22 protein-coding genes are annotated in these 22,849 nt (G+C 40.4%); 11 read left to right on the forward strand and 11 right to left on the reverse strand.

Annotated features, from left to right (window positions below; translation table 11 throughout):
• Positions 1 to 54 precede the first annotated feature (54 nt).
• From ACEXOE_RS20340 to ACEXOE_RS20355, 4 genes are all read right to left on the reverse strand, one after another.
• Positions 55 to 405, reverse strand: a complete 351-nt coding sequence (locus ACEXOE_RS20340; protein ID WP_394750701.1) for a phage holin family protein — start codon at positions 403 to 405, stop codon at positions 55 to 57.
• Between the two features lie 73 nt (positions 406 to 478).
• Positions 479 to 1,981 (reverse strand): G-D-S-L family lipolytic protein, encoded by a 1,503-nt coding sequence (locus ACEXOE_RS20345; protein WP_394750702.1) that lies wholly within the window; start codon positions 1,979 to 1,981, stop codon positions 479 to 481.
• A 133-nt stretch (positions 1,982 to 2,114) separates the two neighbouring features.
• Positions 2,115 to 2,885 carry an alpha/beta fold hydrolase gene (locus tag ACEXOE_RS20350; RefSeq protein ID WP_394750703.1) on the reverse strand — a complete coding sequence of 257 codons (771 nt, stop codon included), beginning with the start codon at positions 2,883 to 2,885 and terminating at the stop codon, positions 2,115 to 2,117.
• Positions 2,885 to 3,598: a pyridoxine 5'-phosphate synthase gene (locus tag ACEXOE_RS20355; RefSeq protein ID WP_394750704.1), complete on the reverse strand. Its 714-nt coding sequence runs from the start codon at positions 3,596 to 3,598 to the stop codon at positions 2,885 to 2,887. Before ACEXOE_RS20355 ends, ACEXOE_RS20350 begins: the two co-directional genes overlap by 1 nt.
• 189 nt (positions 3,599 to 3,787) lie before the next feature.
• Here ACEXOE_RS20355 and ACEXOE_RS20360 point away from each other — a divergent pair, with 189 nt between their 5' ends.
• The 8 genes from ACEXOE_RS20360 to murI all read left to right on the forward strand — a co-directional run bounded on the left by ACEXOE_RS20360 (position 3,788) and on the right by murI (position 12,006).
• Positions 3,788 to 4,444 (forward strand): CBS domain-containing protein, encoded by a 657-nt coding sequence (locus tag ACEXOE_RS20360; protein ID WP_394750705.1) that lies wholly within the window; start codon positions 3,788 to 3,790, stop codon positions 4,442 to 4,444.
• 4 nt (positions 4,445 to 4,448) lie between these two features.
• Positions 4,449 to 5,330, forward strand: coding sequence for an NAD kinase (locus tag ACEXOE_RS20365; RefSeq protein WP_394750706.1), 882 nt, complete (start codon positions 4,449 to 4,451; stop codon positions 5,328 to 5,330).
• A gap of 117 nt (positions 5,331 to 5,447) precedes the next feature.
• Entirely contained in the window at positions 5,448 to 6,140 is a 693-nt protein-coding gene (gene porG / locus ACEXOE_RS20370) for a type IX secretion system protein PorG (RefSeq protein WP_394750707.1), read from the forward strand.
• Between the two features lie 7 nt (positions 6,141 to 6,147).
• Complete coding sequence (locus tag ACEXOE_RS20375; RefSeq protein ID WP_394750708.1) at positions 6,148 to 6,888, forward strand: isoprenyl transferase; 741 nt, start codon at positions 6,148 to 6,150, stop codon at positions 6,886 to 6,888.
• 4 nt (positions 6,889 to 6,892) lie between these two features.
• On the forward strand, positions 6,893 to 9,493 hold the full coding sequence (locus tag ACEXOE_RS20380) for a BamA/OMP85 family outer membrane protein (protein WP_394750709.1): 2,601 nt from the start codon (positions 6,893 to 6,895) through the stop codon (positions 9,491 to 9,493).
• A gap of 187 nt (positions 9,494 to 9,680) precedes the next feature.
• The gene (locus ACEXOE_RS20385) at positions 9,681 to 10,535 is read left to right on the forward strand and encodes an OmpH family outer membrane protein (protein WP_394750710.1); all 855 of its coding nucleotides are present in this window, start codon (positions 9,681 to 9,683) and stop codon (positions 10,533 to 10,535) included.
• A 74-nt stretch (positions 10,536 to 10,609) separates the two neighbouring features.
• The gene (locus ACEXOE_RS20390; RefSeq protein ID WP_394750884.1) at positions 10,610 to 11,116 is read left to right on the forward strand and encodes an OmpH family outer membrane protein; all 507 of its coding nucleotides are present in this window, start codon (positions 10,610 to 10,612) and stop codon (positions 11,114 to 11,116) included.
• Between the two features lie 101 nt (positions 11,117 to 11,217).
• A complete protein-coding gene (gene murI, locus ACEXOE_RS20395) occupies positions 11,218 to 12,006 on the forward strand; it encodes a glutamate racemase (RefSeq protein WP_394750711.1) in 789 nt (262 codons plus the stop codon).
• A gap of 31 nt (positions 12,007 to 12,037) precedes the next feature.
• On the opposite strand, the gene ACEXOE_RS20400 is transcribed toward murI, so the two are convergent.
• On the reverse strand, positions 12,038 to 12,526 hold the full coding sequence (locus tag ACEXOE_RS20400; protein ID WP_394750885.1) for a dihydrofolate reductase: 489 nt from the start codon (positions 12,524 to 12,526) through the stop codon (positions 12,038 to 12,040).
• 123 nt (positions 12,527 to 12,649) lie between these two features.
• Here ACEXOE_RS20400 and ACEXOE_RS20405 point away from each other — a divergent pair, with 123 nt between their 5' ends.
• Together ACEXOE_RS20405 and ACEXOE_RS20410 are read left to right on the forward strand one after the other, a co-directional pair.
• Positions 12,650 to 13,735 carry an aminotransferase class V-fold PLP-dependent enzyme gene (locus ACEXOE_RS20405; protein WP_394750712.1) on the forward strand — a complete coding sequence of 362 codons (1,086 nt, stop codon included), beginning with the start codon at positions 12,650 to 12,652 and terminating at the stop codon, positions 13,733 to 13,735.
• A gap of 155 nt (positions 13,736 to 13,890) precedes the next feature.
• The gene (locus tag ACEXOE_RS20410) at positions 13,891 to 14,187 is read left to right on the forward strand and encodes an isoamylase early set domain-containing protein (RefSeq protein ID WP_394750713.1); all 297 of its coding nucleotides are present in this window, start codon (positions 13,891 to 13,893) and stop codon (positions 14,185 to 14,187) included.
• 21 nt (positions 14,188 to 14,208) lie between these two features.
• On the opposite strand, the gene ACEXOE_RS20415 is transcribed toward ACEXOE_RS20410, so the two are convergent.
• Genes ACEXOE_RS20415 through egtB form a run of 3 tightly spaced genes read right to left on the reverse strand, consistent with a single transcriptional unit; the run spans position 14,209 to position 16,665 of the window.
• Complete coding sequence (locus ACEXOE_RS20415) at positions 14,209 to 14,490, reverse strand: DUF427 domain-containing protein (RefSeq protein ID WP_394750714.1); 282 nt, start codon at positions 14,488 to 14,490, stop codon at positions 14,209 to 14,211.
• Between the two features lie 23 nt (positions 14,491 to 14,513).
• Positions 14,514 to 15,485 carry an L-histidine N(alpha)-methyltransferase gene (egtD, locus tag ACEXOE_RS20420; RefSeq protein WP_394750715.1) on the reverse strand — a complete coding sequence of 324 codons (972 nt, stop codon included), beginning with the start codon at positions 15,483 to 15,485 and terminating at the stop codon, positions 14,514 to 14,516.
• A 19-nt stretch (positions 15,486 to 15,504) separates the two neighbouring features.
• Complete coding sequence (gene egtB / locus ACEXOE_RS20425; RefSeq protein ID WP_394750716.1) at positions 15,505 to 16,665, reverse strand: ergothioneine biosynthesis protein EgtB; 1,161 nt, start codon at positions 16,663 to 16,665, stop codon at positions 15,505 to 15,507.
• A 325-nt stretch (positions 16,666 to 16,990) separates the two neighbouring features.
• On the opposite strand from egtB, the gene ACEXOE_RS20430 reads away from it, so the two are divergent.
• Positions 16,991 to 19,633: an alpha-amylase family glycosyl hydrolase gene (locus tag ACEXOE_RS20430; RefSeq protein WP_394750717.1), complete on the forward strand. Its 2,643-nt coding sequence runs from the start codon at positions 16,991 to 16,993 to the stop codon at positions 19,631 to 19,633.
• Positions 19,634 to 19,717: 84 nt separating this feature from the next.
• Here the strand turns inward: ACEXOE_RS20430 and ACEXOE_RS20435 are convergent, their stop codons facing one another.
• The 3 genes from ACEXOE_RS20435 to ACEXOE_RS20445 all read right to left on the reverse strand — a co-directional run bounded on the left by ACEXOE_RS20435 (position 19,718) and on the right by ACEXOE_RS20445 (position 22,773).
• On the reverse strand, positions 19,718 to 20,542 hold the full coding sequence (locus ACEXOE_RS20435; protein WP_394750718.1) for a thymidylate synthase: 825 nt from the start codon (positions 20,540 to 20,542) through the stop codon (positions 19,718 to 19,720).
• A gap of 124 nt (positions 20,543 to 20,666) precedes the next feature.
• Positions 20,667 to 22,127 (reverse strand): NupC/NupG family nucleoside CNT transporter, encoded by a 1,461-nt coding sequence (locus tag ACEXOE_RS20440; protein ID WP_394750719.1) that lies wholly within the window; start codon positions 22,125 to 22,127, stop codon positions 20,667 to 20,669.
• A 16-nt stretch (positions 22,128 to 22,143) separates the two neighbouring features.
• A complete protein-coding gene (locus ACEXOE_RS20445) occupies positions 22,144 to 22,773 on the reverse strand; it encodes a bifunctional nuclease family protein (protein WP_394750720.1) in 630 nt (209 codons plus the stop codon).
• Positions 22,774 to 22,849 lie beyond the last annotated feature (76 nt).

A 22,849-nucleotide genomic window follows, 5' to 3' on the forward strand; every position in this document is an offset into this window, starting at 1 on the left:
CATATTTTATGAAGTTCGGCAAGTTTTTAGAGGACAGGAACTTAAAAGAATAGCTTACTTCTTTTTATCCTCTTTAAGTAGGGAAAACAAAATGGATTGTAAAAACGATAATGCCAAGCTAAAAAGTAAGGCCCAAAGAATACCGTCTACCTGAAAACCTCGAATAAAATAATCGGCCAGAAGAATGATAATGGCATTGATGACCAATAGAAAAAGACCTAGTGTGACAATGGTTACAGGCAGGGTCAATACAATAAGAACCGGCTTTACAATAAAATTCAATAGACTTAAGACTAAGGCAACAATGATAGCGGTAGTATAGCTATCCACACCAACACCGGGCAGTACTTTAGCCAGAATAACTACGGCTAAAGCGCTTAATAAGGTTCGCAATAAAAATTTCATAAGTCACTGGTTTTAGGGTATAAAAAAAGGTGTCTATACCTAGACACCTTTAAAATTACATATTTATTCTGTATTAATTGACATAAAGTCCGGTAAAAGCCAATGGATTAACCGGCGGCAAATTGGAGCCATACCTTTCATTGATGGCTTCGGTAAAGAGATTGGCAATCAAAGCATAACCTCTTGGGGATGGGTGAACGCCATCCAAAGAGAAACCTCCTCCAGTAGCATAGGTTGAGGTTACCGTACTTCCATCTGCCAATGGAACTCCAGACACATCTACAACATCCAAGAAACTTGCAGCATCTACCAAGGCCACATTAAACTGTGTCGCCAAAGCAGCTATGGTTTGATTGAAAGCGGTTTGCGCCGTGGTAATGGAAGCCTGCTCTTCTGGAGTCAAGACCCACTGATCGGCCAAAGGAACGGAAACACCGTTTATCAATGTAGGATTGCTAGGGTCTACAAGTGTCCCTATAATTGTTTGTGCCGTAAAGACAATAAGATCTTCCGCTGTAGTTTGCCTTAAATTGGGCAAAGGTATTGGGGTTGCACTAAGATCGGTTAAATCTTCATCTTCCATTAACATCGCATTTTGACCTTCTTGGAAAACAATGGTACGCTGTGCTACTTCCTCCGGAGTAAGCAATCCATTTGCCGCTGCTAATTGCAAACCGCCATTATAAGCAGCAAAATTGCTATTGAGCAAAGCTGCGGTTCCAGCATCTAAGGGCACCGCATTAAAAGGTACGGTAGTGAAGAAAGGAAGTGAAGTTACATTAGGTAAATTGGCAACAGCGCCTCCGGCACCATTTGCGGTAAGCGTCTGTAGCAATTGTGTATATACACCACCAAAAACCGTGGGGTCTGTAATATCGTTTGGACCATAAGATGCAGGATTTAGGTTCCCTAGCTGATCTACACCAGCACCACCTGAAGTAGCAAAACTTAGAATGTCGTTATTCCCGATCCACAACGTGAAGAAAGTAGGGTTTTGCGCAGCAGCATCTCCAAGAATTGTAGCATCTTGTGCACTGGCAAATCTCGCATAATAGGGGTTGGCCAGGCCAACAGGGATTCCTGCAAGACTACCGTATCCAGGAAGTAATAGGTGAAAACTTTTTGCACCGGGCACTCCCATATTATTAAAGGGTCCCGAAAGAATATTGGATATTTCCGTGCTTCCCGTTCCTGAAACAGGCACAGGGGCAGGAGATCCAGAAGCAAAAGATAAAATCAATCGATTACCAAAAACAGGCTGTCCGTTTAAAGTGGCACCCCCTAGATTATCGGCCATAAAAGGAATAGTAAAAGCGCCTCCACCCGCTAAGGCAAAATTGCCCGCCAACATATTGGGGAAAGATGCGGTTTGCCCATCCACGAATAATGCGGAATCCGAGAATCCGGCAGTGAGCGAATTTCCAACGGCTACATAGTTGGAGAAATCTGCGGATCCGGAAGTGATTTCCACCGGAGGGGGCGTTGGAGCAACCGGAGTGGTTGCCGGACCATCATCATCACTACACGAAACAAAAGCAAGTCCAAAGCAAGCTAACAGTGCATAAATCTTTTTCATTATGGGAATTTTTGAGTTAATTTTTTTTAAAACAACTGTTAATACAGCGTTAATTCCAAAATTAACCAAAATTATGACACTTGCAATAAGATGGGCAAAAAAATTATGCATGCATAATAAAACAGTCCAAATATTATGGATTTAGGAATGCTATGGATTTTTCGAAAAACTGCTTGGGGTTTTCGGCATGGAGCCAATGCCCAGCCTTGTCAATGGTTGCTATGGTCGCTAGCGGAAAATGGCGTTCTATTTCTGCGGTATCCGCAGCGACGATATATTCAGATCGATCCCCCCTAAGGAACAAACTCGGGCCTGTAAAGCGATCTGTAGTACCAATATTTGCACCTATTTCTTCCATTTTAGTGCTTAGTACGGCCAAATTAAATCGAAATCCGAGCACCCCTTTTTCCACCCAATATAAGTTTTTGAGTAAAAATTGTCGAATCCCAAAATTGGGGATATGTTCCGATAAACGTTTATCGGCTTCGGTTCTTGAACCAATTTCGTGTAACTGAAGGCTAAGCAATCCATCTATAATATCTTGATGGTGCGGAGGGTAGAATTTAGGAGCGATATCGGCAACCACAAGCTTTCTGACCCGATCGGGGGCGCTACAGGCCAAGTGCATAGCCGTTTTTCCGCCCATAGAATGGCCAATAACATCTGCATTGGAGAGGCCATAGTGCGTCATGTAGCGTTGAACGTCCTCTGCCATGAAATCGTAATCAAAATCTTCCGAATGAAAACTTTTTCCATGATTTCGCTGATCGATCAAATGTACCTCAAAGCCGGATGCGGCATACTGGTTTCCCAAGGTCTTCCAATTATCGGACATCCCTAGAAAGCCGTGTAATATGATCAAAGGCTGGCCTTCGCCTAGAATTTTGGAATGTAAAAGTGTCATTATTGTAATCGATTTAAATACATATTCACTACATTTTCTATGCCCAGATAAAGAGATTCACATATCAAGGCATGCCCTATGGAAACTTCTTCCAAATGCGGGACCCGTTCCTTGAAAAAGGTAATATTGTCCAAGTTCAAATCATGTCCGGCGTTAATGCCCATGCCCAATTGATGTCCCAAAGTGGCCGCTGCACTAAAGGCTTTTACTTCATCATGATTACCCGTAGCGTAGGCTTTGGCATAACTTTCGGTATATAATTCGATCCTGTCCGTACCCGTTTTTGCAGCGCCTTCGATCATTTTTAAATCGGTATCCACAAAAATGGACGTTCGGATATGCTGTGCTTTAAATGTGGCGATAATATCTGTTAAGAATTGTTGATGGCTTATAGTGTCCCATCCCGCATTTGAGGTGATGGCATCCATCGCATCTGGCACCAAGGTCACTTGGGTGGGTTTTATTGCTAAAACCAAATCAACAAATTTTTGGATCGGATTCCCTTCAATATTGTACTCTGTGGTGACCAATTTTTTTAAATCCCGGGCGTCCTGATAACGAATGTGTCTTTCATCCGGTCTAGGGTGAATGGTAATGCCCTGTGCACCATAAGATTCTATGTCCGCAGCCATTTTGAGCAAATCAGGGGTGTTGCCGCCACGTGCATTGCGCAGGGTGGCTATTTTGTTGATGTTAACGCTAAGTTTTGTCATGTGATACGATTCCTCGATGAACGAGATTTAAATGTTTAGACACTTGTGTCTACATGTTATATAAATTCTTTTTATAAATTTCTCATGGGTTTGCCCCAAGGTGGTTTCCCTTAAAACCGCTGCAAAAATACAAATTAGGCATGCCTTTTGATATTTATTATTAGTATTTTGCGACAGAATTAGAAAGTTATGCAGATTCAATCACATATTATTAAGAACATTCCCGTATTTAAGGTGGAAGACCCTATGAAAGATGTCATACAATTTTTCAAAAATACTACCTATTCCCATGTGGCAATTTGCGAAAATGGGGTCTTTTTGGGACTATTGGGAGAGAATGACCTGGAAAGCTTTGAAGAAGATCATAAAATTGAGGATTACCGCTATAATATGGAAACTTTTTCCGTTCAAAAGGAAACTTCGTGGTTGGATGTATTGGAGACTTTTGCCAGAAATGAAGCCAATCTTGTGGCCGTATTGAACGAACATCATAAAATTGTTGGATATTATGATCTTACGGATATCGTTGGAGTATTCATAGATACCCCGTTTTTTACAGAACCTGGTGGTATTTTGGTTTTGGCTATTGGCGCAAAAGATTATTCGTTCAGTGAAGTGGCCCAGATCGTGGAGAGCAATAATGTTAAGCTTTTAGGTGGTTTTATAACCGCTACGCAAAACGACGTGGTAGAAATTACCATTAAGATAAGTGCTTCCAACCTCAATGAGATCATCCAAAGTTTTAGGCGATACAATTATACTATTGTCTTTGGAAACAATGACGATCAATTTATGGAAGATTTAAAGCAGCGATCCGATTATTTGGACAAATACTTAAATGTCTAAGCAAATGAAAATTGCGATTTACGGTCAAACCTATCAGGACAATGCATTGGAATACGTTCTGGAGCTTCTGGATGAGCTTGTAAAAACAGAGGCCAAAGTGTGCTTTGAGGCCGTTTTTTATGAATACATTGCCAAATTCCATGATCTGGATGCCTATGATACCTTTACGGAAACGGAGGGGTTGGATGCTTCATTTGACATGTTTGTTAGTTTTGGAGGAGACGGTACCATACTTCGAGCCACCACCTATGTGAAGGATATGGGTATTCCTATAGTTGGTGTAAATACGGGGCGTTTGGGATTCTTGTCCACATTTAAGAAAGAAGATGTTCGGCGCATGGTGCAAGAATTCATTGCAGGGGCTTACACTATTGTAGAGCGAAGTTTGGTAGAACTTTGTCCAAATTCTGATGTCACGGAATTTGGGAATCTCAATTTTGCCTTGAATGAAATCACGGTCAGTAGAAAAGATACGACGTCCATGATTACGGTAGAAACCTATTTGAACGATGAGTATTTGACCTCTTATTGGGCAGATGGGGTGATCGTATCCACTCCTACGGGCTCCACGGGCTATTCCTTGAGCTGCGGCGGCCCTGTAGTTGCGCCTACTGCAAAATCATTGATCATTACCCCCATAGCACCACATAATCTCAATGCAAGACCTCTGGTGATATCGGATGAAACGAGAATACGATTGAAGGTCTCAGGTAGGGAAGATACCCATATGCTTTCATTGGATTCGAGAATAGCGACATTGGAAAATGGAAAGGAGTTGATCCTTAAAAAGGCGAACTTCACCATTAAAATGATCGAATATAATTCGGAGAGTTTTTTAAAAACACTTCGGAATAAATTATTATGGGGTGAAGATAAGCGGAATTGATCCTAAGGTTAAAACAATAAATGATGCTAAAAGTTGTTTATCAAGAGAGAACATGAATATAATAAATATGTAGGTTAAGCTACTGAAATTGTTATATTTGCAAACTTTTAGGAATTCATGAGATTATTTAGTGTAGTAATTCTTGTATTTGTTATAGGTGAAATGAGCGCTCAAACCTATGAAATTGGGGCTTTTTTGGGCGGAACCAATAATATTGGAGATGTAGGAAGAACAAATTATATATTGCCCTCGGGCATTGCTTTTGGTGGTTTGTTTAAATGGAATAAAAGTAAGCGTTATGCTTGGAGAGGAAGTTTGATGTATGGTAATTTTACAGCAGATGACAGCAAGTCGGACATCGCTTCCAGGGAGCAAAGAGGATTTGAGATCAAGAATTCTATTTTTGAGGTATCGGCAGGTTTAGAGTTTAATTTTTTGGAGTACAACCTGCACAAATTAGGCCCGGCCTTTACGCCGTATCTATATACGGGAGTTACGTATTTTAGATACGACTTTAATTATTTTGATACTGCAATAGGGGAATTGCAAAATTTGGATCAACGCGATGGATCTTTTGCCGTTCCGATGATAGTGGGCTTTAAAGCCCGCATCAATAATGAGTTGATATTAGGGGCAGAAATTGGGGCTCGGTACACGTTTACCGATAACCTCGATGCCAGCAATCCGGAAGGTTCAAATTTTGAGCAATTCCGTTTTGGAAATATTTTTAGTGACGATTGGTACGTTTTTTCAGGGTTTACATTAACGTATACCTTTGGAAGGACACCTTGTTCCGATTGTTTCGAGTAATACTGTTATGAACACTATAGAGGATATTAATGAAGAAAAAATGCCTGCGCACATTGCCGTAATTATGGACGGTAATGGGAGATGGGCGAAAGAACGTGGTAAACTAAGGGTATTTGGTCATGAAAATGGCGTAAATGCGGTTAGGGCCACTGTCGAAACCTGTGCCAAACTAAAATTAAAATACCTTACTTTATACGCTTTCTCTACGGAAAATTGGAATAGACCCAAGCTCGAAGTAGACACATTGATGCGCTTATTGGTGTCTTCCCTTAAAAAAGAGTTAAAAACTTTTACAGAAAATAATATCAAATTGAATACTATAGGCGATATTGATTCCTTGCCTAAGAAAGCCCATAAGGAGCTTGTTGATGTTATTGAGAAAACAAAGGAAAATACAGGGATGACCCTGACTTTGGCATTGAGTTATGGCGCTAGGGAAGAGATAAAAAATGCGGTAAAAGCCATAAGTATCAAAGTTAAAAATAATATAATTTCTCCAGAAAATATTGATGAAACCATTATTAATAACCATCTTTACACGCATGACTTACCCGATGTAGACCTACTTATCCGTACCAGCGGCGAACATAGAATCAGTAATTTCTTACTATGGCAAATAGTATACGCAGAATTATATTTTATTGATGTATTTTGGCCCGATTTTAGTGAACATCATTTGGTGAAGGCAATTATAAATTACCAGAATAGAGAACGAAGATTTGGAAAAACTAGCGAACAACTTAATTAAAGGTATGAAAAGATTCATATCTCCTCAATTCATAACCACAACCTTAATCCTTCTTTTTACACTTTCTGTCACTGCGCAGCAAGAAGCTGCGTATCAAAATGGGAAAAAATATATTTTAGGGGGATTAACCGTTACAGGATTACAAAGTTATAATGAACAGACCGTAAAAACCTATACCGGATTACGTGTAGGACAATCCATTACCGTGCCAGGGGAGGAGATCAGCGCTATTATTACCAAACTCTGGGGCTTGGAGCTTTTTAGTGATATTGCCTTCTACGAAACCGATGTTCAAGGAGACAAGATTTTTTTGGAACTGAACATTATAGAACGCCCATCTTTGGGCAATGTTACCCTCTATGGAGTGAAGAAAAGAAAGATCGATGATATCCTAAAGGAAACCGATCTTAAAAAGGGGAAGAAAATCACAGAGAGTCTTATTGCGAATACCAAAAATTACCTTAGGAATAAATATAAGAAACAAGGATACTTAAATACCAAGGTGAGTATTGCGACGGCTAAAGATACCTCACAGACCGCCAATGTGGAGAACATGGTGATCAATGTAAAAAAAGGCGACAAGGTAAAAATCAGAAAAATAAGTTTTGAGGGCAATGAGAAGCTCTCCGACAAGAAACTACGAAAAGCCTTAAAGAATACCAAGCAAAAGAAGTTTTATCGCATCTTTAAAAAATCCAAATATATTGAGGAAGATTATCAGGACGATTTAGATGCCCTGATCGATAAATACGCTGAAAGAGGGTATCGCGATGCGAGGGTCATCTCCGATACGATCGTCAATGTAGACGAAAACAATATTGACCTTAAATTGAAGGTAGAAGAAGGAAACAAGTACTACTTTGGAGATATCAATTTTGTTGGGAACACCGTCTATACGGATAGGGCTTTAGCGCAACAATTAGGAATTAAAAAAGGCGAAACCTATAATGGGGTTTTGTTGAAAGAACGTATAGCGGACGATACGAAACCAGATCCACGTGATGTCACGAGTTTATATCAAAATAATGGATACTTATTTTCGACCATCAATCCTGTTGAAATCTCTGCTCAAAATGATACTATAGACTTTGAGATTCGCATTATTGAAGGAAAAGAGACCTTTTTGGATCATGTTACGGTGAAAGGAAATGAGAAGACAAACGATCATGTAATTTTTAGGGAACTACGGACTCGTCCTGGTCAAAAATACAACAAGGCAGATATTATCCGTAGTATTCGCGAAATTGGCGCCTTGGGCTTTTTCGATGCGGAGAATGTAACTCCTGATATCCAAAACCCAAATCCAAATGAAGGAACGGTAGATTTGGCCTATAATCTTGTAGAGTCCGGAGCTAGCCAAATAGAACTGCAAGGTGGTTTTGGAGGAGGAGGATTTATCGGGACCTTAGGCTTGTCCTTCAGTAATTTCTCGATCCAAAATATCTTTAATGGGGAATCGTATAAACCGGTACCATCGGGTGACGGGCAGAATTTTGCCTTGCGATTACAAGCCAGTAGAACTTTCCGCGTCTATAGTCTTAACTTTTCTGAACCCTGGTTAGGAGGAAGAAAACCTGTGCGATTTAACCTTTCGTTCTCCAGAACGCAGCAATTCCGTTTTGATTTTACCACAAGGGATATCGATAGAAACCAACAGTTTTCCATTACGGGAATCTCACTTGGATTGGCAAAAAGGGTGCAATGGCCCGATGATTTCTTTACCGTATCACATAGCTTGGGATATCAACTCTATAACTTTAGAAACTTTACCACGGGATTATTCAACTTCGGAAACGGGAAATCCAATTCCTTGAGTTATACCTTCGGACTGTCCAGAAACTCTATTGGAGGAGGTAGAATATATCCAAGGTCTGGATCTGAATTTACCATTACGGCCAAAGCCACACCACCATGGTCATTGTTCAGTAATAAGGATTTTGGTCCCATTCGTGAGCGAAGTGAGGAACTTCAGGAAATCCGTACCACACGCCCTTTGACAACTTTGGAAGGAAATGAGCTGGAATCCTTGGAAGAAGAGCGTTTTAACTTATTGGAATTTTACAAAATCAAATTCAAGGGAGATTGGTATACTCCGTTGACATTGGACAATAAGTTAATATTAAGAACCAATGCTGAATTTGGTTTCTTGGGGAACTATAACAATGATATTGGTAATGTTCCTTTTGAACGTTTCTTTGTTGGTGGAGACGGTTTAGGAAACTTCACCCTGGATGGTAGGGATGTAGTACAACTTAGAGGATACGACAATTTAGCCTTGACACCAACAGACCCATTGACGGGACAGCAAGAAGGGGGAGTGGTGTACAATAAATTCTCCCTGGAATTGCGATATCCGCTCACTTTAAAACCTTCTGCTTCTATCTACGGCCTTGCTTTTTTAGAAGGAGGAAACGCTTTCAACAATTTTCAGGAATTTAATCCGTTTGAAATAAAGAGATCGGCCGGAGCCGGTGTACGTATCTTTTTACCTGCATTTGGGTTATTGGGAATAGATTTTGGATATGGTTTTGATACTGATAGAAATCCTAGATCAACTGGAATTAGTGGATGGCAAACGCACTTCATTATTGGACAACAGTTTTAATTACGGAAAATCAGTTTGACATAATTCATAGTTTTAATTTATTTTTGGAACATAAAAAGTGTGGAATACAAAGAAATGTATGCGTATAGATTCCATGAAATCAATGTTTTTTAATTTTTAAAACATTGATTTTTAGAGGTTTAATTATTTTGGCACGATATTTTCTATATACAAAAACGTAAATAAAATGAAAATAAAAGTTCTTTTAGTTATAGCAGCTGTGATGGTTTCGTTCCAGAGCTTTGCGCAACGTGGAGCTAGGATTGCTTACATTGATATGGAGTATATCTTGGAAAATGTAGAAGAATATAGAGAGGCAACGGACCAGTTGGAGAACAAAGTGCAGAAATGGAAAATTGAGATTGAGCAGAAACAGGGTGTGGTAGAGCAGATGAAGAAAGATTTGATGGCAGAAAAAGTGCTGCTTACCAATGAACTCATTGCAGAACGGGAAGAAGAAATTCAGGTGCTGGAGAAGGAAATGTTGGAATATCAACAAGATAGGTTTGGGCCTCAGGGAGATTTGGTCGTGCAGAAACGTTTATTGATACAGCCCATACAAGATCAGGTTTTTAGTGAAGTACAAAAGATAGGAGCCAATAGAAAATACGATTTTATTTTTGATAAATCAGCAGATGTCGTAATGTTGTACTCTCAAAAAAGACACGATATCAGTGATTTGGTTCTTAGGGCCATCTCAAGAACGCGAAAAATAAGTGCTCCTAAAAAGAAAAAAGCAGCCAAAAGATTGGAAAAACTGCAAGGAGAACCAGAAAAAGAAGTAAGTGAGGCCATAAAAGAACGGCAAGCCAAGTCTAAAGAGGTGCAAGATGAGAAAGCCAAGACAGCGGAAGATGAACGTGCCGCCAAGCTTAAATTGAGAGAAGAGCGCAAAAAAGCGTATGAAGCACGAAGAAAGAAATTGTTGGAAGAAAGAGAGGCCAAAAGAAAGGCGAAACTAGAAGCACGTAAGAAGAATAGTAAAAAGAAGGAAGAGGAAAAAGAAGAAACAGAAGAAAAAGAAGAGGGTACTAAAGAATAAAATGAAAAGAGTATCTCTTATATTTATAATTAACTCTAAATTTAACACTCAAAATTAATTAATCGCAAGTAATGATGAAACAAGTAAAGAGAATAGCAGTTGCATTAATGGTATTCGTAGCAACAACGAGCTATGTGAATGCGCAAAAAATTGCACATATCAATGTAACCCAACTTTTGTCTGAAATGCCGGAGATGATTGCAGCACAGGCCGAATTAAAGAAATTACAGGAAACCTATGGAGCAGATATTCAAAGTTCAATAACAGAATATCAGAACAAGGCTACGCTTTACCAAAATGAAGCACCTTCCAAATCCAAAGAGGAAAACGAAAAAAGATCTATTGAACTTCAAGGAATAGAGAAAAACATTGGTGCCGCACAACAGGCAGCGCAAGCGGAATTCCAGAAGAAACAAGGAGAATTGTTCGAACCCATTTCCAAAAAAGCAAAAGAAGCCATTGATAAGGTGGCCGCAGCTTTAGGATATGATTATGTTATGGACGCTACCCAAGGTCAAGGATTGATCGTAGCTAAAGGGAAAGATATCCTTCCTGAAGTGAAAAAAGAATTAGGGTTCTAGAAAAGTACCTTATTTTAGAAACTAAAAAACCACCCGAGTGAGGTGGTTTTTTTATTTTTACGGTATAATGATTCAGCTATCCCAAAAACAGACAATAGAAAATGTACAATAAGCCTATTGGTGTCTTTGATTCCGGAGTAGGAGGTACTTCCATATGGCAAGAGTTGTACGAAGCCTTGCCCTATGAGGATACCATCTATTTGGCAGATAGTAGAAATGCCCCTTATGGCGCGAAATCCGCTACGGATATTTTGGCCTTAAGTATTAAAAATACAGAACTATTGTTGCAGCGGGATTGTAAAATCATAGTGGTGGCCTGCAATACGGCGACTACAAATGCCATTGATTATCTCCGAAAAAATTACACCGTTCCGTTTATCGGCATTGAACCGGCGATCAAACCCGCCGCAATGCATTCCGCTAGTAAGACAGTTGGTGTCTTGGCAACCAAGGGTACTTTATCCAGTGCTTTGTTCCACAGTACAGCAAAACTCCACGCTCAGGGAATCACGGTATTGGAACAAGAAGGATTGGGCTTGGTGCCCTTGATCGAGGCGGGTAAGATTCATGCTGCGGAAACCCGCGACCTGCTACAAAAATACCTGGCTCCTATGTTGGAGCAGGGAATAGATTATTTGGTGTTGGGGTGTACACATTACCCTTACCTTATCCCGGTTTTAAAAGAATTGCTCCCAAAACATGTAAGAATTATAGATTCAGGAGAGGCCGTTGCACGGCAAACCAAGGCAATATTGCAAAAGCATAACTTGTTGAGAACGACAAAACATCAAAGTAAGCATCAGTTTTATTCCAATACCGATACTACGGTGTTAGCTCAGTTTTTGAAAGAAGTGCAAGCCGATTTTACCGTATCTTTTTGCGATTTCTAAGGCAAAGGTGCATGCTGGGCTAAGGGGCTATTTACACTCCTTTTTTTACATAGGTAAGATATGTAAAAGCATACTGGTGTCTTTCATCCTTTGGATGATGCTCCTCCGCTGTCAACTTCCAGATGTCGGTATCTACTTCAGGAAAAAAAGTATCGGCCTCATTAAAAGTACCATGAACGCGGGTCAGTTCTAATTTTTGAGAGATTTCCATGCCCAGGGCATATATTTCACCTCCGCCAATAATATAGGCCTGTTCTTCCTCTGAAACTAGAGCAATCGCACTTTCCATACTATGCACCACCAGACAATCTGGAAAATCTACCGTATACTCCTGATCTCTTGTTACAATAATGTGCGTCCGTCTGGGTAAGGGCGATGGCAAGCTCTCAAAGGTCTTTCGTCCCATAATGATCGTATGGCCCATAGTCAAGGTTTTAAAGCGCTTAAAATCATCGGGAAGGCGCCATAAAAGATCATTGTCTTTTCCCAATGCATTATTTTCACCGGCTGCAGCGATCATGATCAAGCATACGGCTTCTTTACTGGAATTTATATCTGAATCTTGCGATTTTATTTGGGGTTTAGCGCACATTGAATACCTATATTTGTGGTAAAGATACAGTAAATCATCAGTAGTTGCCTTATGGAAATAACACATGCGATAAAAGAGTTCCCTATACTAAAACAACGCCTATATTTAAATACAGCAGCCTCGGGTATACTCTATGATAGTCTTTTGGAATGGCGGCAGGAGCACGATTTGGATTATCTGATCAAAGGGAGTCTTCTGAAGGAAAAAAGCAGCGCCTTTAGCGCGGATGTGAAAACAACGGTCGGAGAATTTTTTGGATGTAGCACGGAAAATTTGGCTTTGGTTCCCAATTTTTCCCTAGGCCTGAATATGCTCTTGGAAGGTTTGGATAAAAAACATAGGGTTTTGCTATTGAAAGACGATTATCCTTCAGTGAACTGGCCCTTTGAGACAAGGGGTTTTTCTATTTCCTATCTTGAAGTCAGTGCACATTTGGAAGAACGCATCGCCGAAATGATCCTTGCCAATGGGATTACGGTATTGGCACTTAGTCTAGTGCAGTATATTAGTGGTATCCGTATTGATCTTCAATTTTTAAAACAATTGAAAACCGCACATCCAGATCTGATTATTATTGCTGATGGAACACAGTTTTGCGGTACAACCGACTTTAATTTTGAAGACTCCGGTATAGATGTGTTGGGTGCCAGTGCGTATAAATGGTTGTTATCGGGCTATGGCAATGGCTTTATGCTTTTTAAAGATTCCCTAAAAGAAAAACTTCAGGTGAAGGCTATAGGGTATAATGCTGCAGATACCATGACTTCTAGGAGGGAGGAGGTTCGTTTTTCCAAGCATTTTGAACCGGGACATTTGGACACGCTGAATTTTGGTAGCCTACAGTTTTCTTTACAATTTTTAGGGGCTATTGGGAAAGCTAAAATAGCGGCATGCCATAAGGAGTTATCGGCAATGGCAAAGGAAGAATTCAAAGCATTACAACTTCTGGATGTGATGGTAGTGGATCGAAAAAGCCACAGTACGATTTTTAACCTTAAAGGAGACGAGTTGCTTTTTCAAAGACTTTCCGAGCACAATATCGTTGCTTCTAAGCGGGGAAATGGCATTCGGGTGAGCTTTCACTTTTATAATACCTTAAAAGATATTGAAAAGCTTGTAAGAATCCTTAAAAATTGAGATTTGTTTTTTCTTACCTCCGTAAAAAAATAACTGCTTTTTTATGAAAGTAAACATATTGTGAAAAGGATTTTACGAAAATGATAAATCTTCTGTAACGAATTGCATAACAGCGGTTTTATATTTTGTTTTGTACCCATATTAAATACAATATTATGGGGATTGCAAAGCAATATTTAAAAACAAAGCCTGTATGTAAAGTAACCTTTACGGTACCGGCTGAAGAAGCAGAAAAAGTAGCTGTTGTAGGGGATTTTAATGACTGGAACCCACAAAAGAGCGTGCTTAAGAAATTAAAAAACGGAACCTTTAAGGGAACTGTTGACCTTCAGAAAGAAAATTCATATGAGTTTAGATACCTCATTGACGGCAATTATGTAAATGATGCCGAAGCTGATCGTTTCCAGTGGAATGATTATGCGGGTGCAGAAAATGCTGTATTGGAATTATAAAAAAAAGGAGTGACCAATGGATTATTTTTCAACGGTCACTCCTTTCCAAAAGGCAACTCTGCCTTTTAGCTGTCTTGCCAATTCACTGACTTCCGGATAATACCATGCCGCATCAGGATTTTGCTTTCCATTGACGTCCAAGGTATAATACGAAGCTTTTCCTTTCCAAGGGCAAACCGTATGCGTACTACTTTCTTTAAAAAACTCCTTTTTGATACTATCGGCAGGAAAATAGTGATTGTTTTCCACAACTACAGTTTCATCACTTTCTGCGATGATCGTACCGTTCCAAATTGCTTTCATGGGATATAAATTTAGGTGTTGTATTATTTTTTCTTAAAGACGTAATTTTTATAGAATCCTTTACGATCCGTAAACTCGGTGACCACGGCTAAGCTGGACTGTTCCGCAAGCCAATGGACCACGGTATCATCATATTTTTGGGATATTTCGGTATGGATAGTCTCCCAAGCCCTGAAATCAACGACCAGATCTAATTTCTTAATGTGGACCGTTTGTGCTTTTTTGGAAACCAAATAACTTTTTGCAGTACCAGTTTCCGGGTCGTATACTTCCCAATGCAAAAATTGATCAGGGTCAAAATTGGCTTGAAGCTCCCTATTGATGCGAACCAAAATATTTTTATTGAAGGCTTCCGTAATTCCAGTACTATCATTGTAGGCATCCAATATGGTCTGCGGATTTTTCTTTTGGTCAAACCCCATAAATAACAGATCGTCCTTCTGCATAAGCTCCTGAATACTTTTTAAAAAATCAATAGCTTGTTCGTGCAATAAGTTTCCAATGTTAGAACCCAAAAAGAGAATCACTTTACGGCTGCCAGGGTCTGCGTTTATGGTTTTCAGAGCCTCAAAATAGGTGCCCTGCATGGGAGTTATAGCAACCTCCGGGAAATTCAAATGAACTGATTCTTCCAATTGGTCCAGTACATTTTGGCTAATATCAATTGGAAGGTATTGAAAGGGGATTGAATTTTGGGATAGGTATTCTAGTAAGATTTTAGTTTTCTTTCCATCACCTGCACCAAGTTCTATCAGATTAAAAGAATTGGACGCTTTTGAAAATAGGGCCGCTATTTCTTCTTTGTGCTCCTGGAGAATATCAAACTCACAATTGGTAAGGTAATATTCTGGCATGGCCATAATATCCTGAAAAAGGGCATCCCCTTTTTTATCATAAAAATATTTAGACGATAGATGTTTGGGGTAAGCGGTTAATCCTTGAAGGACCTCTTCCTCAAATTGACTCTTGAGCACAGTACTGCTATTTTCTTGCATGTTTTTGATTGAATCTGACTTATTTGGCCAACCGTAAACCGGTAAATTGCCATCTTAAATTTGTTTGGAAAAAATTTCGGTAGGTCGATCGGGTATGTCGTGTCGGAGTGGCCACCGATCCCCCGCGAAGCACTTTTTGATTCACCATAAACTTGCCGTTGTATTCTCCTAGTGCACCCGGCGCTTTGGTGTAGTTTGGATAAGGTAGATAGGCACTTTCCGTCCATTCCCAACGTTTCCCCCAGGGGAAATGGGCTTGCGCAATCTCCCATTCAAATTCAGTGGGGAGCCGAAGTTCCTTCCATTGTGCATAAGCAAATGCTTCAAAATAAGAAATATGGGTAAGCGGGGCCTCGGGAATCACCTTTTGCAGGCCATTCATGGTGTAGTGATGCCATATGCCATCAATTTTATGCCAATAGAGCGGAGCACTGACCGCATTTTGATTGACCCAATCCCATCCTTCCGCATGCCAGAGATCAAATTTTTGGTATCCTTGGGCTTCAATAAACCCTATAAATTCTCCATTGGTGACCAACCTATTGGAAATCTGATAGGAGTGCACATAGACCTTATGTACTCCCGTCTCATTATCATAGCAAAAATCACTGCCTTGATGCCCTATTTCATATATACCTTCATCAATACTGATCCAATCCTGCGGATGCTCTTCAATCTCGTGTTCTTTAAATTTTTCGGAATACTCGGGAAGTAGTGGGTTGTTCCCTAAAATATACTTGATATCCGTAAGCAGCAATTCTTGATGTTGTTTTTCGTGATGGATACCAATTTCCAATAAGTCCTGAAGTGCAGCAGATTGGTCAATGCCAAAGAACTTTTCCATGGCATTGGTAACATATGTTCTGTACTCATAGACTTTTTGTACCGAAGGTCGGGATAGATTTCCGCGATCGGAACGTACTACGCGTTTCCCAACGGTTTCGTAATAACTGTTGAATACAAAAGAAAAATCGGCATCAAAAATTACATATTCGGGTGCATGTGGTTTTAGGATGAATTCCTCAAAAAACCAGGTGGTATGGCCTAAGTGCCATTTGGGAGGGGATACATCTACCACGGGTTGAACCACATAGTCCTCAATTTCGAGAGGAGCGCATATATCCTCGGTCTGTTTTCGGGTTTCCAAAAAGAAATCCAAAAGTGTAGCTGTAATGATCATGTATTTAATTATAACCCTAAAGATACTGAAAATATGCCTTTTTGGGTGGTATGGACAAGCAGGGGGAATGTTAAAGTGGATTGCGAATTCATAGGTATCACTGTTTTAGGGAGATAAGAAAGAAAAGGAAACTTGGCTATAGCAGAAGCTGATATGGCTATTAAGAATGATCGTAAGCAACAAGGGATATCTTGTTTTTCCTCAAAAAACTTGTTAACACGAAAAGGTTATATCTAAAATAAGTTTTTTCTTACTATTTGGGAATTGATAACTTTAATGAATATCGCAAAAACTGCGATTGAATAGAACTGTAAAATAACAAATCATGAAAAAAAATGCCTCTTTTTTACTGTTATTGCTGTTTTCCCTGCAAATGGGGATTGGGCAATTACGCGAACTGCCTTTTATTTGGGAAAATGCGACGGTGTATTTTGTGCTGACCGATCGTTTTGAAAATGGAGATCCTTCCAACGATTTTTCGTACGGTCGGCAAGACGATGGAGCTCCTTTACGGAGTTATCAAGGGGGAGACCTCCAAGGGTTGATCAATAAGATCAACGAAGGTTATTTCGATGAACTTGGAGTGAACGCCATTTGGATTACGCCTCCTTATGAGAATATCCATGGTTCCACCGACGAGGGCGTGGGACAAAATTATGCCTTTCACGGGTATTGGGCCAAGGATTGGACCACCATTGACCTTAATTTGGGTACTGAACAATTATTTCAAACTTTTGTGGATACGGCCCATGATCATGGGATACGGGTAGTCATGGATGTGGTATTGAATCATGTAGGGCCAGATAATCCTGCAGACGAGCCATGGCCCAATGATTGGGTGCGAAGAGATCCCACTTGTAATTTTCAGGGCCCTGGAGGAACCATTCCTTGTGAGTTGGTAGACAATTTACCGGATATCCGTACGGAGAGCAATGCCCCGGTCTCCCTTCCACAATGGTTGTTGGACAAATGGAGCAATGAAGGAAGAAGAGCCGAGGAGGAAGCAGAATTGAATGCCTTTTTCAATCGTACGGGATATCCAAGGGCACCCCGCTTCTATATTATAAAGTGGTTAACGGATTATGTACGAAAATATGGTGTGGATGGGTTTAGGATAGATACCGTAAAGCACGTGGAAGAATCGGTTTGGGGCGAATTAAAAACGGAAGGTCTTTTGGCTTTACAAGAATGGAAGTCCAATAATCCTACGAAAAAATTGGATGATCGGCCTTTCTGGATGACTGGAGAAGTATTCAACTATTTTGCCCTGTCCATGCAACGTACCTTTACCGGCGATGGCTTTAATGTAGACTACTTTAACAATGGTTATGAGAACCTGATCAATTTCGGATTCCGATTTGATGCCAATAATGGTTTAGAAAGTCTATTCTCTAGCTATAACAATTTGCAACAAAACCAATTGGGCGCGGGAAACAGTGTGATGAATTTTTTGGCGAATCACGATACCCAGGAAGTTTTTGATCGCAATAGAATCCGAACTTTCGAAGCAGGAACAAAGCTTTTATTGTCCCCAGCTACGGCACAATTGTACTACGGCGATGAAACGGCCAGGACCTTAACACCGGGAGGAGGGGTGGAAGGAGATGCCACCCTGCGTTCTTTTATGAATTTTGGTGATCTACAAGACCCCAATTCCGTAGCCTCCTTGACACTTTTGCACCATCAACGCATTGGCAAGTTCAGAAGGGAGCATGTTGCCGTTGGAGGTGGGATACATGCCTTGGTGCAAAATACACCTTATGCTTTTAAAAGGGAATACAATAAAAATGGACTCAATGATAAGGTATTGGTCTATACTGGAAATGATGGGGATTTCAATACCTCCCTCAATCTTTTTAATTTATGGCCAGACGACACAGTGTTGTTGGATTATTTTTCAGGAAATACGGCTACGGTAAGCAACAATACGGCCAATTTCAATACCAATTTTGGTTTGGTGCTGATAGGAGAGCCTTTTCAGTCCGTAACGCCCCAACCCCCAAACTCCTATGTTATTAATGTAAAGAAACCCCAGGATTGGAATGAGATCAATGCGTATTTCTTCAATAAGGCGACCAATAGCACTTTGGGGGGGACGACAGATTTTCCGGGAGAAGTTACAAGCCTATTGACGGGAAGCAATATATGGTACACCTATACCTTGACGGTTCCGGCCGGAGTAGATCCCAATGATGTGGGCATTGTGTTTAATAATAGGAACAATGGCAGCCAGAGCGTGGATCTTATGCGCAATCGGGAGGGTTGGTTTGAATTTACCAGTGGAGGAGCCCTGAGGAATGGTTTTTGGTCGGACAATTGTCCTTCAGAATGCCCCGACACTACCACCACAGACACCTTTAGGGTATTTGCCCAAAAACCTGGGGATTGGAACACCATTTTTGCCTATACCTTCAACACAGCACAAAATAGTACCTTGGGAGGAACTGCGGATTGGCCGGGACAACAAATGACGAAATTGGCAGGCACCAATGCTTGGTATTTTTACGATGTGGTGCTTCCAGAAGGGGTGTCCTCTTCTGAAATAGGTCTGGTATTGAACAATGGGAATAATGGGAGTCAGTCTATCGATCTTTTTAGAGATCGGGAAGGGTGGTTCAATTTTACTTCGGGAGGAAGTGTGAGAAATGGAAATTGGAACGACAACTGCACGTTTGATTGCCCCAGTGCAAGTCTACAGACCAATATAGCACCAAATTCAGAAAATGGGATTATTGTTTTTCCAAATCCCATAAGTGGAAATGGCAGCATGGCCATACAAATGGAGAAGGTTATGCCTGTTAAGATTGTTATCTATGATCTTTTAGGGAGAGAAGTAAAGACGGTTTACGATGCCGTAATGCCTACAGGAACCAATACCGTGAAATATGGACTACGGCAATCCGGAACCTATATTTACAATGTTATCATTGGTACAGAAAAGTATAGCGGAAAACTTGTGGTGAATTAACAAGAACTTAATTATACCTGTATGTATTTGAGCGCGGTAGCATTACTGCGCTCAAATAAACTATTTTTTGTACTGGAGAAAGCTTTAGACCGCAACAACACCTTTGATATGTGGATGAGGGTTGTAATCTGTTAAGGTAAAATCATCAAAAGTGAAATCAAAAATATTCCGTACCTCCGGATTGAGTGTCATTTTGGGCAAAGGACGACAATCCCGACGCAATTGCAATTCCACCTGCTCCATATGATTGTTGTAAATATGGGCATCTCCAAAGGTGTGGATGAAATCTCCGGCTTCATAGCCACAAACTTGTGCCATCATCATCGTAAAGAGGGCATAGGACGCAATATTAAAGGGAACCCCCAAAAAGATATCTGCACTTCGTTGATACAATTGGCAAGAAAGTTTGCCATTGGCCACATAAAACTGAAAAAAGGCATGGCATGGTGGAAGAGCAGCCTTTCCATTGGCTACATTTTCAGAAAAAGAAACGGAAGTATCCGGTAATACACTGGGATTCCAGGCCGAAACCAGCATTCTACGACTATTGGGATTGTTTTTTAGGGCGTGGATCACTTCTTTGATCTGATCGATTTCCTCACTGTTCCAATTGCGCCATTGATGCCCATAAACAGGACCCAAGTCTCCATTTTCATCGGCCCATTCGTTCCAAATACGCACTCCATTTTCTTGAAGATATCCTACATTGGTATCTCCTTTTAAAAACCATAACAATTCATGAATGATAGATTTTAAATGTAGTTTTTTGGTAGTGACCATGGGAAAACCTTCACTGAGGTCAAAGCGCATTTGATATCCAAATACACTTTTGGTGCCTGTTCCCGTGCGGTCCCCTTTTTGGTTTCCGTGTGCAATGACGTGTTCTAATAAATCGTGATACTGCTTCATGAATTTTTATATATTACCCGATTTTCGGTCTTCAAAAATAGCAAAAGCAATATAGGGGATAAAAAGAAGTTACCAATAATTATCAACGGTTTCCAAGAATATTGAAATCAGAAAAAAAGGAGATTTATCCTAATATCATCCCAGCAATCGTAGCCGATAATAAGGAGGCGATAGACCCTCCTAAAACGGCCTTTAGTCCAAATTCCGATAGGGTTTTTCGCTGTCCAGGTGCCAAGGAACCTATACCGCCAATTTGAATACCGATAGAAGCAAAATTGGCAAAACCGCAAAGCATATAGGTGGCCATGATGATGGACTTATTATACGCTAAATGGGTGGAGTTGGCCACATTTTTTAAGTCGGCCAATTGAATATAGCCAATGAATTCACTGGCTGCCAGTTTAATTCCCAACAATTGTCCCATTAAGGAAATGTCTTCTGAAGGCACTCCGATCAACCACATTAAAGGCGCAAAAACTGTCCCTAAAATGGCTTCTAAGGAGAATTTTTCATAAGTAGTGTTTTCGGCCATCCAGCTATTTAGGGTTGTGATATCGCCAATCCACCCAAAAATACCATTGAGCATGGCAATAAAGGCAACAAAGACCAATAGCATGGCCCCCACATTAACGGCAAGCTTTAAGCCTTCGGTAGTTCCATTGGCGATAGCATCTAAAATGTTGGCTCCAATTTTTTCGGAGGAAACTTTTACTTCGGTATTGATGGCTTCGGTCTGTGGGTATAGTATTTTTGATATGACAATGGCTCCTGGAGCGGCCATCACCGAAGCAGCCAATAAATGCTTGGCAAAATAGAGGCGTAAGACTTCATCATCGCCCCCTAGGAAGCCAATATAGGCGGCCAATACGGCCCCAGCCACTGTGGCCATTCCTCCTATCATCACCAATAAGATTTCGGATCGGTTCATTTTCTCCAAATACGCCTTGATCAACAAGGGGGCTTCGGTTTGTCCCAGAAAGATATTGCCGGCAATGCTTAAACTCTCTGCTCCTGAAATTCCAAGGGACTTGGTGAGTAACCAAGCCAAAGCTTTTACAACACGTTGAATAATGCCCAAATAGAAGAGCACAGAGGTCAGGGCGGAAAAGAAAATAATGGTGGGCAGTACTTGAAAAGCGAAGATAAAGCCAAAAGTATCCATATCCACCACAAGACCTTCAAACAGGAATTTACTACCTGCCCGGGTAAAGTCGAGCACTTTGACAAAAACCTTTCCAATACTATCAAATACGGTTTCAACAAAAGAAACCTTTAATACTCCAATGGCGATAATCAACTGTATGGATAATCCTATACCTACGGTTTTCCAATTGATGGCTTTTCTATTGGCACTGAATAAAAAGGAAATTAAGATAAGCATAGCCATACCTAAAACACCTCGCCATAAGCTATTCACGGAAAAACCCTCATTGGGAACCACTTCAGTGACCGCTTTGGGAATATCATTGAGGGTGGTGGCCTCTTGAATACTATTAATTATAGGTTCTTGGACAATAACATCTTGGGCAATGGAAGGAAATGTGATACATAGAGCGAACAGAAAAATCCAAATGCCTTTTTTCATAGAATGTAAAGATGGGTTAGTTGCGTTTGGAGATTTCGTCCCGCAGTTTGGCCGCTTTCTCATAATCTTCATTATTCACGGCTTTTTCCAGTTCTTGATGCAATTCCTCCAAAGTAAATTCCTGATAACCATCAGTGGCACCAGAATCTATAGGAACCGTTTCCCCTTCCTGTAAGATCTCATCAACCATAATACTATCATCATTCTCTTCCTTGTCCTTATCCTTAGAGGAGAATTTTAAGAAAATACCGGCCTTGTCCAAGATGGTTTTATAGGTGAAAATAGGGGCGTTGAAACGTAATGCCAGGGCAATGGCATCACTGGTTCTAGCATCGATGATTTCTTCTATCTTGTCCCGTTCACAAATAATACTGGAGTAAAATACTCCATCGACCAATTTATGGATGATGACCTGTTTTACAATAATATCGTAGCGATCTGCAAAATTTTTAAAGAGATCATGGGTCAAGGGACGGGGAGGTTTTATCTCTTTTTCCAAAGCAATGGCAATGGATTGCGCTTCAAAAGCACCAATGACAATAGGGAGCTTTCGGTCTCCTTCCACCTCATTCAAAATAAGGGCATACGCACCATTTTGGGTTTGGCTGTATGATATTCCTTTTATTTTTAATCTTACTAAGCTCATATAACTCTTTAAAGAAAAAAGGGCTGTTTAAATAAATAGGGGCCGTCCTAGGTATTTAAACAGCCCTTCAAGGGCA

The organism is Spongiimicrobium salis, from assembly GCF_043678055.1.
Lineage (GTDB): Bacteria > Bacteroidota > Bacteroidia > Flavobacteriales > Flavobacteriaceae > Spongiimicrobium > Spongiimicrobium salis.